Source organism: Photobacterium carnosum (assembly GCF_021236965.1).
GTDB lineage: Bacteria > Pseudomonadota > Gammaproteobacteria > Enterobacterales > Vibrionaceae > Photobacterium > Photobacterium carnosum.
The window spans coordinates 22,459-35,709 of record NZ_WMDN01000012.1 but is presented as its reverse complement, the minus strand read 5'-3'; the positions used below and the strand labels follow the sequence as shown (position 1 = coordinate 35,709).

General features: G+C 40.0%; 11 protein-coding genes. 8 read left to right on the top strand and 3 right to left on the bottom strand.

Annotation, left to right across the window (positions count from 1 at the left end):
* Nucleotides 1–42: 42 nt before the first annotated feature.
* On the top strand, nt 43–2,037 hold the full coding sequence (locus tag GLP24_RS12340; RefSeq protein ID WP_232616113.1) for a sensor histidine kinase: 1,995 nt from the start codon (nt 43–45) through the stop codon (nt 2,035–2,037).
* A 387-nt stretch (nt 2,038–2,424) separates the two neighbouring features.
* On the top strand, nt 2,425–2,853 hold the full coding sequence (locus GLP24_RS12335; protein ID WP_232616089.1) for a hypothetical protein: 429 nt from the start codon (nt 2,425–2,427) through the stop codon (nt 2,851–2,853).
* A gap of 70 nt (nt 2,854–2,923) precedes the next feature.
* Here the strand turns inward: GLP24_RS12335 and pbpG are convergent, their stop codons facing one another.
* The 3 genes from pbpG to fdhD form a co-directional block, all read right to left on the bottom strand.
* Nucleotides 2,924–3,823, bottom strand: coding sequence for a D-alanyl-D-alanine endopeptidase (gene pbpG, locus GLP24_RS12330; RefSeq protein WP_045038019.1), 900 nt, complete (start codon nt 3,821–3,823; stop codon nt 2,924–2,926).
* Nucleotides 3,824–4,235: 412 nt separating this feature from the next.
* The gene (locus GLP24_RS12325) at nt 4,236–5,147 is read right to left on the bottom strand and encodes a helix-turn-helix transcriptional regulator (protein ID WP_045038018.1); all 912 of its coding nucleotides are present in this window, start codon (nt 5,145–5,147) and stop codon (nt 4,236–4,238) included.
* A complete protein-coding gene (fdhD, locus tag GLP24_RS12320) occupies nt 5,147–5,992 on the bottom strand; it encodes a formate dehydrogenase accessory sulfurtransferase FdhD (protein ID WP_045038017.1) in 846 nt (281 codons plus the stop codon). The genes GLP24_RS12325 and fdhD overlap by 1 nt, the downstream gene beginning before the upstream one ends.
* Nucleotides 5,993–6,267: 275 nt before the next feature.
* On the opposite strand from fdhD, the gene GLP24_RS12315 reads away from it, so the two are divergent.
* The 6 genes from GLP24_RS12315 to GLP24_RS12290 all read left to right on the top strand — a co-directional run bounded on the left by GLP24_RS12315 (nt 6,268) and on the right by GLP24_RS12290 (nt 13,249).
* A complete protein-coding gene (locus tag GLP24_RS12315) occupies nt 6,268–6,759 on the top strand; it encodes a DUF3305 domain-containing protein (protein ID WP_045038016.1) in 492 nt (163 codons plus the stop codon).
* On the top strand, nt 6,749–7,483 hold the full coding sequence (locus GLP24_RS12310) for a DUF3306 domain-containing protein (RefSeq protein WP_232616088.1): 735 nt from the start codon (nt 6,749–6,751) through the stop codon (nt 7,481–7,483). Before GLP24_RS12315 ends, GLP24_RS12310 begins: the two co-directional genes overlap by 11 nt.
* A gap of 294 nt (nt 7,484–7,777) precedes the next feature.
* Nucleotides 7,778–9,487 (top strand): 4Fe-4S dicluster domain-containing protein, encoded by a 1,710-nt coding sequence (locus tag GLP24_RS12305; RefSeq protein WP_232616087.1) that lies wholly within the window; start codon nt 7,778–7,780, stop codon nt 9,485–9,487.
* 9 nt (nt 9,488–9,496) lie between these two features.
* On the top strand, nt 9,497–10,114 hold the full coding sequence (locus tag GLP24_RS12300) for a TorD/DmsD family molecular chaperone (RefSeq protein WP_232598399.1): 618 nt from the start codon (nt 9,497–9,499) through the stop codon (nt 10,112–10,114).
* 66 nt (nt 10,115–10,180) lie between these two features.
* The gene (locus GLP24_RS12295; RefSeq protein ID WP_045039554.1) at nt 10,181–10,378 is read left to right on the top strand and encodes a twin-arginine translocation signal domain-containing protein; all 198 of its coding nucleotides are present in this window, start codon (nt 10,181–10,183) and stop codon (nt 10,376–10,378) included.
* Nucleotides 10,379–10,390: 12 nt separating this feature from the next.
* On the top strand, nt 10,391–13,249 hold the full coding sequence (locus GLP24_RS12290; RefSeq protein WP_232616086.1) for a formate dehydrogenase subunit alpha: 2,859 nt from the start codon (nt 10,391–10,393) through the stop codon (nt 13,247–13,249).
* The last annotated feature ends 2 nt before the right edge of the window (nt 13,250–13,251 follow it).

Genomic DNA, 13,251 nt, shown 5'->3' with positions numbered 1-13,251 from the left:
GTAAAAGCATTTATCTTAATGTGGCTCTGGCGCTTTAAAACCATGGTGCGTTATCGACTTTTAGTGCTTACATCTGTGCCTATATTTCTTACATTATTAGCGCTAATTGCAATTACCTTTTATTGGACGATAACCTACACTTGGCAAAATGCATTAATGAATGTAAGAGCTGATTTAGCGGTGGCTCATCACAGTATGGTGCTTTTAAAAAAAGAACAGCGGATGGAGTTACAAGCATTGGCTAATTCTTACGGTTTTCAGCGACGGTTACGTTTTAATGAAACGGCATTAGATGAGTGGGTACGTCAGCAAGATAAAAATCATCAATTAGATTTTGTGGTATTACATTCAGTAAATGATATTGGAATGTTTTCAGCACAAGAGCAACAGCTATTACGTGCAGGAAAAGAGCAGACTTTTTTTCAAGTACTAAACAGTACAGCGCTTTATGATTTAAATCCTAATTTACCTGCAAAAGCGCAATTACCGTTACTTAAAGAAGGCACGATTGAACAAAAAGGACTGGTTAGTCGTAGTTTAGTCCCTATTTTTAATCAGCAAGGTTCTCTTAAATGGATTTTAGACGGCGGTATTTTATTAAACAATAGTACTTCGCTGGTGGATCGTATTCGTAATTTAGTTTACGCCGATGGTACGTTACCAAAGGGAAGTCTTGGTACTGTCACTTTGTTTATGGGTGATGTACGCATTAGTACTAATGTGCCATTAGACAGTACTAATCTTATTGGTCGAGCGGTAGGAACCCGTGTCTCGAAAGAGGTTAAACAATATGTCTTGCAACAAGGGAAAACGTTTGTTGATCGCGCCTTTGTGTATGATAGTTGGTATGTTTCTGCTTATGAGCCGTTACATGCGAATAACGGTAACGTGGTCGGAATGCTTTATACGGGCTATTTGCAATGGCCATTAATTTATCGGCATCTAACCAACATTATTGAAATGGGGATTAGCATTATGTTGGTATTGTTATTTACCAGCATTATTGTTTATAGAGGTTCGCGTGATTTATTTTTACCAATAGAGAAAATTTACCAAGTTGCAAAAGCGGTACAAATGGGGTTAAAGCGACGTGTTGGTAAATTAGATTTGTGCGAAGGGCATGAATTACAAATATTAGGCGCGCAATTTGATTCTATGTTGGATCAACTAGAGCAACGTAACGGACTTATTAAGTTGACCGCGAAAGAGTTGGAAGACAAAGTTGAACAGCGCACCCAGAGTCTGCATCAAAAAACAGAAGAACTAGAACGTCATATTCAGTTATTACATCAAGCACGTTCTAAGCTGGTGGCCACAGAAAAACTAGCCGCACTGGGTGAGTTAACTGCGGGTATTGCGCATGAGATTAATAATCCGGTTGCTGTTATTTTAGGAAACATTGAATTAATTCAGCTAGAGCTTGGTGATAGCACGGCTGATGTTCAAGAAGAGCTGGCCGCCATTCATCTTCAAATTGATCGTATTCGTAATATTACTCGTAGTTTATTGCAATATAGCCGTCAAGGTGGTGTGCAAGATGAAGTGACATGGCATCACTTAAACTTGATTGTAGAAGAAAGCTTAACACTTGTGCGCTCTGGTACTAAAAAGATGGATGTTCAATTTGAGGTTAACCTTAAAGCTAAATGCAGTGTTGAAGCGAATCGTCATCAACTCTTGCAAGTGTTAGTTAATTTACAGATGAACGGTATCCATGCGATGGATGATAAAGGATTATTGAAGATAGCTACCGATGATTGGATTGATGAACAAGGTGAGGTATTAGGGGCGATGGTTGTTATTACCGATCATGGTTGTGGTATTTCAGCACAAAATATGAAACGTATTTTTGATCCTTTTTTCACGACCCGTCGTTCAGGAACGGGATTAGGTTTATCGGTCAGTCAGAGTATTGTGGCTAATGTCGGTGGAGAAATAACGGTTGAATCTGTTGAAGGTCAGGGTTCAACATTTACTGTGTATCTTAAACATAAGAAAGAATCGCCGAGTGAGCTGGATCTTCATGTGACAGTGTAACAAAGAAGAAGGTTAATGAATAACAAAAAGCCCCTTGGTAACTGCAATGAACAAGCAGTTACCAAGGGGCTTTTTTGTCGCGTTACATAAGTTACATAATGGATAAACCAAGGATAAGAAACAGTGATGCGGTAAGAGATATTCGGCTAATAAGTCCTAGTGAGGAAGGGATAATCATTTCGGTATGCGGCATATATGCTCCTTTTTCTTTAAGACCTTTTAAAGCATAGCTGATTTTTTAATTTTTTGTGAAACCTTAAGCATAAATTAACTTATTGAATCTTTGTTGTTTTTAATGTGGCGTATATTGGGTGAGATAGTCTGGTAATACGTTTTTATATTCAACTGGCGGTTAATTAGCGTTCTATATTATTGGAGATCATTTACATGACAAAACACATAGCTAACTGGAAGTTAATTAAACAAATCGCTATTGAATGGATGTCGAAAAATAAAAATAAGGCAATCTCACTGGAAGATCTTGAGAAACTGTTTATAGCAAAACATCCAGAGAGAAATCCGGTAAATGTTTCACTAGATACAAGAATGCTGACAGTAAATTCTAATTCACGCCTCAGTTATTTATATATCTTTGGATGTCCGAGTTCTGGGAAAAAAATTCGAAATCCACACTTGGAAAATAATAAGGAAGCAGAATACCCACGTAAATCATCCGAAAAAAACGAGAAAGATTTTTTCTTTCATATTGAGACGGAGGATTCATCATTATTTGAGCGCTACAACTCAGCAAAGCATGGAGAGTGGGAAATGAAATTGGATAGTAATAATATAAATAAGTTAAAAAAAATAGAATAGTCATAAGGTTAAAAAAAGCCAGCATCACGAATGCTGGCTTTTTACGATATGAACTAACAACAATAATTAATTATTTGGTTAATTCTTTCAGTTTTTTATGTTGGTAGTATTTAGCATCAGCAGTAATTGATGTGCTCTTACCTGTTTGTAACCATTGCTTAATACGGCCAGCATCACCAATTGGTGTCATTTTGCCTTGTGAATCAAGCATCACCATTAGGATCTTCTTACCATCAATCGTTGTCACCATCGCTAAACAACGACCCGCTTCATCAAGAAAGCCCGTTTTGCTTAGATTAACGGTCCACTTTTTACCACGTACTAGCGCATTGGTATTGGTGTAACCTAATTTATAACGAGGGTTAGTAAAGTAAGCGGTGTGAACTGCACCATTAGTGCTGTAGTTACGAATGGCAGAATACTTGTAAGCAGCGCGTACCATCTTAGCAACGTCTGATGCTGTTGAGCGGTTTTTAGGGTTAAGACCTGAACTATCAACAAAGTGAGTGTGGGTCATACCGAGTGCTTTAGCTTTAGCATTCATTGCGCGAATAAACGCGTTGTAACCACCTGGGTAGTTAGCAGCAAGGGCAGCAGCGGCTAAGTTTTCAGATGACATTAATGCAATGTGCATTGTCTCGCCACGGCTTAATTGTGAACCAATACGAACGCGAGAATATGTATTGTACATATGCTCTTTATCCGTTTTAGTGAACGTGATTTTTTGGTTCAGTGGTAACTTCGCGTCTAATGTTACCATCGCGGTCATTAGTTTTGTTAGTGACGCAATTGGCATCACGACATTAGAATTTTTATGATAAAGCGTTTTCCCTGAGCTTAGATCAATTACATAACTACTCACAGAAGCAGTCTGAAGATTACTTGGTTTGAGTTTGCTGGTGTTGATACTTGCGAAAGAAGAAAAGCTGACACTTGCAAGTGTAAAAAATAAAATTAAAGCGTTGCGCACAATGGCTCCTTGGATCCCATTTAAGAGGGAAATAATTATCCTGATATTGTCATCTTTTCGATTGTGGTTAAGCAAGTCATGTTTGTGTAAATCCTATTTGTAATCGTTCATAAAACCAGCAGTTAAACCGAAGTTGCTAATGAAACACGATTCAATAAAATAATTGTTTAATATATTCACGATAAAATTAATTCTAACGCATTTAATTACCTCTAGTGATGACGTGAAATGAGGGGCGTTATTTTAAAGACAAGCATGATGAATGAAAATGGTTGTTATGGATGCATTTTTCTTGTTATTTATTGTCGTGTTGATTATTTGATTTCTTTTTGTGGGCGGGAGATCTAACTAACTCGATTAGAATGCAATCATTAAGGTCATAGTTCTATGACCTTTGATTTTTACTTGTAAATTAATTAGCACTCCATACTTGTTGGCCTGTACGGATAAAATTATAGCCGCCTAATTGGTCACCATGTGCTTGAATTTCACTATTGGTTAATGATTGTAATAGCTGTTGTTGTAAGGTACGGAAGTAAATATTTTTAGGGATCACCAGTTCAAATGCTTCTGTACATAGCGGTATAAAACCTAATCCAAATTCTCCTGCGGTACTTTGACTCGCGCAACCAATATCTGCTTGTTCTCTGGCAATAGCAGAAGCTAATTCACGTTCACTGTTACAACAATCAACTTGATTAAGCATCGCCATATTATAGCCATGACCATGGATCCATTCTTCTAATGCTCGCATACTTCCTGCGCCTTGTTGACGTAATGCCCAACGCCAACGTGGTGACAGTAATTCATGCAATTGAATAGAGCGGCTATTAACGGCATCTGCCAATGTAGGACTTACGACTAAGCCTTGTTTTCGCTCAAAGGCATGGACTAAGACCCAGTTTTTATGCCCAGGATATTGTTGCAATAAGGCCGGATGTCGCAAACTGGCTTCTTCTACATTTCCCCAATGGATAGCACAGATATCAACATGACCTTTGCTTAACATCGCCAGTCCTTGACGTGTTCCTGTTGAGGTATAACCAACAAGGGCAGTACTGCCGAGTTGATTTGCCATTTTACCGACAATGCATTGTAGTAATGGATCATCAGAGCCTGCAATCAGTAACCGATCGTTTAAAACGCCATTATGGCAAGATTCTAACAACCACTTATCAAGCATGGCTTTAGGAAATAGCCATTTACCTGTTACTTTCGTTGCAGGCAGTAGCCCATCATTAGCTAAGGCATACACTTTCTTTTCATTAAGGTCGAGATATTCAGCTACCAATTTGGCATTCATAAATTCAGGGAAATCAGCCATTAGTCTTGATTACCTTTACTTTCGTGACCTTTAACATCCAGTTCGATGTTGTCGCTACCATTATAGATTTGAAAACGCAGTCCTTTAGCGCGAGCAATCATGGTAATACCGAGTTTCTTAGCAAGATCGTAGCCCATTTGAGTTGCACCCGATCGAGACAACAATACAGGAATACCCATTTGCGCGACTTTAATGACCATTTCAGAGGTTAAGCGCCCCGTGGTGTAGAAAACCTTATCTTCACCCGTTTGTTGTTGTAGCCACATTTCACCGGCAAGGGTATCTACTGCGTTATGACGACCTACATCTTCCACAAACGATAAAATCTCTGTGCCTTTACACACGGCACAACCATGAACAGCGCCGGCGGCTTTATAGGTTTCATTATGATGGGTCAATGCTTCAAGTAAACCATATAACATCGATTGTTTAATTTGTGGCTGCGGCAGGGTTATACCTTCAAGCTTTTTCATTACATTGCCATACATGGTGCCTTGACCACAGCCAGAGGTAACGGTTTTCTTTTCTAATTGTTGCGCTAAGTTTTCAGTATTTTCATGTGTGATGACAACTGCGGCATTGGTTTCCCAATCGATCATTACAGATTCGATCGCGCTAAGATCATTAATAAAGCCTTGGTTTTTTAAATAGCCTAATACTAATGCTGATGGACGTTCACCTAAGGTCATAAGGGTTACTACTTCAACCCAATTAAGGTACACCGTTAACGGATGCTCACAGGCAATCTCTTTTGTGTGTCGATCTCCATACTCATCAATAATGTCTACTGACATCGTTTGCTGCACTGTCGCTTTGGTTTTTATGATTTTAGGCAATGTCGCCATTTGAGATCCCTGCGTAAGTGTGGTGTGTTTAATTATGGATGTTGAAACCATAAGTTAAGCAAAGATTGTTCCAATATTACGTAAATTAACGCATTCATTATTAATCAGTAGATATTGATAAAAATACGTACTTTTAATGTGGTTTCTTTTTATTGGTCTAATATTTGCTTATAGCTCCTTAATACGTGAAATCTTAATAAGTGAAATGCCGTTTCACATCAACAGTTTTCAATAACAAGATAAAGGCGGAATAGAACCCGCCAGTAGGAGTGAATGTGCCAAAACAAGCAGAACTTGAATTAAAGAAAAATGAACATGTTTGGCCAATTAATTTTCGCTTGCAAGCTGAAGAACGCCAAGTAGGTCGTTGGACAACTCATGCATGGACAATTGAAGATATTTGTTTGTATGAAGAAGATCTTGCTGTTGATATGACAATTGCTGATATAGGGGCTGGTAACTACATGATGCCTCTAGAACTTTTTCGTGATGAACGGATGGAATATCGGTTTAACTTAAATTCGCAAAGCCCACATTTATTCTTTATTTGTGCTGAAGAGGACGAGCAATTAAAACCTGTTTTAGTCACTGCTGCGCAAGGTGTCGCGGCACGTTATATGGATGGTGATTATGTGGTTCTACATATAGATATTCCATTAGCGATTCAAGCATGGATGGAAGCATTCTTAGGTCGGCATGGTGAATTGTTTGAATTTAAACGTAAACGTGGCGGCGATAAGAAAAAAGGACGTTCAAGTGGCAACTAATTTCTTTCAACGTTGGTCAAGCCGTAAGTTAACCCCTGTTGATAATACAGAAAGCACTAATACAGAAACGATGACTGAGACTGAAGCAGTTGATGATCCACTGGCTCTTAATGTTTTAGATACTGCTGTAGAGGACGTCACTAATACCCGTGATAGTGAACAAACATCAATTGTTTCTTCTGCGACATCAGTTTCCCCAGCAACATCACCAGATGCTATAGCAGAAGAGTCTGTTATTGAATTGACGATTAATGATGCTGATAACGTGACTTATGACTCGGGAGTTGCGTCATTTATGCAACAACAAGTGACTAAGTCCGTGAAAAAGGCGGCATTACGTAAATTGTTTCATTCTGAAGAGTTTAATTATATCAGTGACATGGATGATAGCACTGAAGACTTCAGTAATATGCAAGGTTTAGCACCAGAAATTGCATCACAAATGCGGGGTTGGATTAATACCGTCACGGAGACAGCAACTGAAGCACTCAAAGATGATGGAATAACAGCATTAACATCAACGGCTGAGATTAATACGGCTGATTCTACAACCGTTGATTTGCCAGCTAACCATATAGCCATAGCCAGTGAGGATACAGCGAATGATGGGCTCGTTAATCATGTAGATACAACACATATCGATGAAGAGGTTATCCCTACGGCTGATTTATCGTTAACGCCTATTATTGATCGTGACATTAAAAGTGATGAACAGAAATCCTAACGCGAAAAAATAAAAGCGTTTGAGAATTATTAATACTAATCATAAAAACAGACTGGGACAAAAAGGGAAGATCAATAAAATCGTAAAGAGAGACAATTTGGCGCGTTAGTTCGCTACAGGTAAGACAAAATGTCTCATTTGTTTATAACGCAATATCCTTGTTATGATTTTAGTTCCTTTTAGGTCATTTTATTCCGTGAAAAGTTGGATCGGTTATTGCTCTATATAGAGTAGAAGAAAAGTCATTATTTTCTAACGACACTGATTAGCGGTAGTGAGCAAACAGGAATAACAATGTTAAAAAGTACATTAAATGCATTTACTGATATTAATGGTGTCGCACGAGCTGCTGCCATTACAGGAACAGTAGAACTTGCCAATCTTATTCCGCCAACAGTGACGTATGAAAGTCGTGGTAATTTATTGATCATTGGTGAAGCTGAACAACTACTTCACGTTGCCGATCAATTTGAAGCACTAAACAGTGTGACGTTACTGGCGACAGATTCAAAGACATGCGAAACCAAAACAGCGCATACCTTGTATTACAGTCAATCAATTACCGTAAAAGGATATCTGGGTGCATTTGATGTTCATTGCCGTATAGGGCATGACGCGACAGCCCTTGATATTAATGCACTTGAAACGAACTTAGCGAAAATAGCTATTGGACGTCAATGCTTTGATATTGTGCTTGATATGACAGCAACTGGGGTTATGAATGTTGAAATTCCAGCAGCGGGTTATTATGCCGTTGGTCAAGGTTCTGCATCTCAAGCATCAAAAAAACGTGTTGCTGAAAAACTAGCGACGCTGGTGGAAGATCTCCCTTCTATGATAGGGACATTTGATAAGCCTAAATATTTTCGTCTAAATCCTGATTTATGTGCGCATTCATCACGAAGTGTAAAAGGTTGTGATCGTTGTATTGATGCGTGTCCTGCGGGAGCATTAAGTTCAGACGGTATTGCAATTGCAATTGATCCTTACCTTTGTCAGGGAGTAGGAACATGTGCGACGGCATGTCCAACGGAAGCGATCAGTTATGCCTTACCTGATCCTCAAATTACGCAAAATTTTGTTCATAGTGTTTTAGCGCGTTATAAGCAAGAAGGTGGTCAATCTCCGACACTGTTACTTTATGGTGATCGTGATACAGCTGCGGTTAAAAAGGCTCTTGCTGTATTTCCAACGTCTGTTATTACGATTGCATTAGAAGAATTGGCAACTGTAGGGATTGATACTTGGTTTAGTGCCTTAGCTTATGGTGCACATCAAGTTCTATTAGCAACCAATACTACATACATTCCCGCAACGATTGATGCTGTATTAACTAATGAACTAACGATTGCTCAAAACTTCTTAACTGAATTGGGTTATGACGCTGATCGTATTTGTTTATTTGATTTTGCTGATAGTGCGAATTTTAAATGTTATGAAGCAGCCCTTGTTGATCCGATTGAAACGGCACTAACAGGCACTAAGCGTGAAAAACTATTTACTGTTTTAGAAGCGCTTAATCAGACAAGTCCAGCTCAACCAACCCATTCAGCTGTAGCGGCTAATGCCCCTTATGGCTCTGTAACATGTAAGACAGATGATTGTACATTATGTATGAGTTGTGTAGCGGTTTGTCCAACCCGTGCCTTACATGCCATTGGTGATCGCCCAGGCTTACTATTTGTAGAACAAGATTGTATTCAATGTGGTATGTGTGAAACCGCATGTCCTGAGAAAGTGATTACCCTAGAAGCCGGTTTTAATTGGGATTGGCAAACACGTAAAGCCGATAAACTTGTTCATGAAGAACCTGCTGCATGTTGTATTAGTTGTGGAAAACCTTTTGCCCCAGCATCTATGGTGAAAATGTTGACAGAAAAACTTCAAAGTCATTCACATTTTCAAGGAGAAGCTATTCGTCGTTTATCTATGTGTGAAGATTGTCGTGTTCGCGATATTTTCGAAAAGATGGAACAAGATCCACAAAGTCAGACAAGGGTATAAGGTCATTATATGGAAAACGCAGCTATGAATGCTCACACTAATCCTGCTGATCAAGATGATTTGCTACGTATTGAAATTTATAACATGTTGGCACATTTATGTCGTCAAGCCCCTGAACAATCTGCGCTTGAATTTCTTGCTGATCTAGATGTTGATACGGCGCAAACATTTCAACGTAAAACCATGGCTTCAGCTTGGCCTTTATTAAAATTAGCGGCTCAGAAAACGACATTATTGAGTGTTGAAGAAGAATATCAAGATGTATTTATTGGTATTGGTCGTGGGGAAGTTATTCCATTTGGATCATGGTATTTAACCGGGTCTTTAATGGAAATGCCTCTGGCTTATTTACGTCAAGACTTAAAACAAATGGGTTTTGAACGTGCTCAATCTGTTATTGAACCAGAAGATCATATATCCGCATTGTTAGAGGTTATGGCTATGCTGGTGGAAGGTGGTGATGAACACCTTCAACAGACATTTTTTAATCGTCATCTTTCCCAATGGTGTGAAAAATTTTGTACCGATTTAAAAGCGGCTAAAAGTGCTGTGTTTTATACCGCTGTTGGTGAATTAGCTTGGCAATTTTTGACAATAGAAAAGACCCGTTTTTTAGAGTCCCAGTAAAAAGATACTCGCGATAATAAAAAATCGACATCTGTTCATAAGAATGTCGATAGAGGAGCAAACGCAATGAGTGAGCAAAAAACAAATGATAGCCGTCGCCAATTGTTAAAAAACATTGGTTTAACGGTAGCGGCTGGTGCTGTAGTAGCGGGAACGACAACTGCCGTTCAAGCTTCAACAACAGACACCGAAAAGAAAGATCCTAAAACAAAAAAAGGGTATCACGAAACCCAACATATTCGTGATTACTACAATACCCTATAAGCGGAGCCTGAAATGAAACTGACTAAACGTTCCGATAAAGTGAGCAAAGATGAAAACCAACTAGGTATTTCTCGTCGTTCTTTTATTCGTAATTCTTCTCTTGCTGCCGCTGGTGGTGTTGCAGGTGCAAGCCTTTTTGCACCTGGTTTTATGCGCAAGGCAGAAGCTTTCCCTGAAGCTGATTACAACGCACCTAAAGTGGTTAAACGTACCATTTGTTCTCACTGTTCTGTTGGTTGCGGCATTTATGCTGAAACGCAAGATGGTGTATGGACCCATCAGGAACCCGCTTTCGATCATCCTTTTAACGCTGGTGGACATTGTGCAAAAGGGGCGGCATTACGTGAGCATGGCCATGGTGCTAAGCGCGTAAAATACCCAATGAAGTTGGTCAATGGTAAGTGGAAAAAATTAAGTTGGGAACAAGCATTAGACGAAGTTAGCCAGCAGGTACTTAAAATTCGTCAAGAATCAGGTCCAGATTCTGTTTACTTTTTAGGTTCAGCAAAGCACAACAACGAACAAGCGTATTTGTTCCGTAAAATGGTGTCGCTATGGGGTTCAAATAACGTCGATCACCAAGCGCGTATTTGTCACTCAACCACAGTTGCAGGTGTAGCAAATACGTGGGGCTATGGTGCAATGACCAACTCACTGAACGACATGCATAATTGTAAGTCGATTCTGTTTATTGGTTCTAACCCCGCAGAAGCTCACCCAGTAGCAATGCAGCATATTCTGATCGCTAAAGAAACCAACGGTTGTAAGATTGTAGTGGTTGATCCTCGTCGTACACGTACGGCGGCAAAAGCTGATCACTTTGTTTCTTTACGTCCGGGTACGGATGTTGCCTTTGTTTGGGGTGTGCTATATCACATCTTCAATAATGGCTGGGAAGACAAAGAATTTATTCGTCAACGTGTTTATGGCATGGAAGAAGTGCGTGAACAAGTGGCGAAGTGGAACCCGAAAGAAGTTGAACGCGTAACGGGTGTACCTGAAGATCAAGTTTATCAAACGGCAAAAATGCTGTCTGAAAACCGTCCTGGCTGTGTTGTTTGGTGTATGGGTGGTACTCAACATACAACAGGTAATAACAACACCCGTGCTTACTGTATTCTTGAATTAGCCCTTGGCAACATGGGTAAATCAGGTGGCGGTGCAAACATTTTCCGTGGTCATGATAACGTTCAGGGTGCAACTGACTTTGGCGTGTTATCTGATAACTTACCAGGCTATTACGGTTTATCAGAAGGTGCTTGGAAGCACTGGGCTGAAGTATGGGATATTGATTACTCATGGCTACAAGGCCGTTTTGATCAAAATACCTATAACGGTAAAAAGCCAATGAACAGCGCAGGTATTCCTGTTTCTCGTTGGATTGATGGTGTTTTAGAAAATAAAGATAATATCGAACAACGCGATAACATTCGTGCGATGTTCTATTGGGGTCATGCCGTTAACTCACAGACGCGTGGACCTGAAATGAAAACCGCGATGGGTAAACTGGATATGATGGTGATTGTCGACCCATACCCAGGCGTCGCTGCGGTGATGAATGGTCGTACTGATAACGTCTATCTTTTCCCTGCAACCACACAGTTTGAAACGTATGGTTCAGTAACTGCAACTAACCGTTCGATTCAGTGGCGTGATCAGGTAATTGAACCGTTGTTTGATGCTAAACCCGATCATGAAATCATGTACTTATTGACTAAGCGTTTGGGTTTCTCTGATCAATTATTTAAACACATCAAAGTGGAGAATAATAAACCAAACATTGAAGACATTACTCGTGAATACAACAAGGGTATGTGGACAATTGGTTATACAGGTCAAAGCCCTGAGCGTTTGAAAGAGCATCAGAAAAACTGGGGTACGTTTGATTTCACTACCCTTGAAGCTATTGGCGGGCCGGTGAACGGTGAAACCTATGGTCTACCATGGCCATGTTGGGGTACGCCAGAAATGAAGCACCCAGGTACACATATTCTTTACGATACGTCAAAAACAGTCGCAGAAGGTGGAGGTAATTTCCGTGCCCGTTTTGGTGTTGAGCGTAATGGTGTCAGTATGCTGGCTGATGATAGTTATTCATTAGGCTGTGAACTTGAAGATGGTTACCCAGAATTTACCGCGAAGATGCTAAAGCAACTTGGATGGTGGGATGACCTAACTGCAACTGAAAAAGTGGCAGCTGAAGGTAAAAACTGGAAGACAGACTTGTCTGGTGGTATTCAGCGTGTTGCGATTAAACACGGTTGTATTCCATTTGGTAACGCGAAAGCCCGTACTGTTGTATGGACATTCCCTGATGCTGTGCCTATTCACCGTGAGCCGTTGTACACACCGCGTCGTGATTTATTGCCTGAGTACCAAACATGGGACGACAGCAAAGCGATGTTCCGTTTGCCAACATTATTCCGTTCAATTCAAGAAAAAGACGTTTCAAAAGAATACCCAATTATTCTAACGTCAGGTCGTCTTGTTGAATATGAAGGTGGCGGCGAAGAAACCCGTTCAAACCCATGGCTTGCTGAACTTCAAAAAGAAATGTTTGTTGAAGTCAACCTCAAAGATGCCAACGATATTGGCATTAAAGATGGTGAGATGGTGTGGGTTGAAGGTGCAGAAAAAGGCCGAATTAAAGTGAAGGCGATGGTAACCCCACGTGTTCGTGAAGGATTGGCTTTCTTACCGTTCCACTTTGGTGGTGAATTTGAGGGTGTGAGTCTACGTGAGCATTACCCTGAAGGTTGTGCGCCTTATGTTTCAGGTGAAGCGGCCAATACGGCAACAACGTATGGCTATGATCCTGTTACCCAAATGCAAGAAACCAAAGTTACTTTGTGTAAAATCACTAAAGCGTAAGG

Excerpts from the sequence above, each read along its gene's own strand:
- GLP24_RS12340 (WP_232616113.1), top strand. The coding sequence starts at position 43 with ATGGTGCGTTATCGACTTTTAGTGCTTACATCTGTGCCTATATTTCTT.
- GLP24_RS12335 (WP_232616089.1), top strand. The coding sequence starts at position 2,425 with ATGACAAAACACATAGCTAACTGGAAGTTAATTAAACAAATCGCTATT.
- GLP24_RS12325 (WP_045038018.1), bottom strand. The coding sequence starts at position 5,147 with ATGGCTGATTTCCCTGAATTTATGAATGCCAAATTGGTAGCTGAATAT.
- fdhD (WP_045038017.1), bottom strand. The coding sequence starts at position 5,992 with ATGGCGACATTGCCTAAAATCATAAAAACCAAAGCGACAGTGCAGCAA.
- GLP24_RS12305 (WP_232616087.1), top strand. The coding sequence starts at position 7,778 with ATGTTAAAAAGTACATTAAATGCATTTACTGATATTAATGGTGTCGCA.
- GLP24_RS12300 (WP_232598399.1), top strand. The coding sequence starts at position 9,497 with ATGGAAAACGCAGCTATGAATGCTCACACTAATCCTGCTGATCAAGAT.
- GLP24_RS12295 (WP_045039554.1), top strand. The coding sequence starts at position 10,181 with ATGAGTGAGCAAAAAACAAATGATAGCCGTCGCCAATTGTTAAAAAAC.
- GLP24_RS12290 (WP_232616086.1), top strand. The coding sequence starts at position 10,391 with ATGAAACTGACTAAACGTTCCGATAAAGTGAGCAAAGATGAAAACCAA.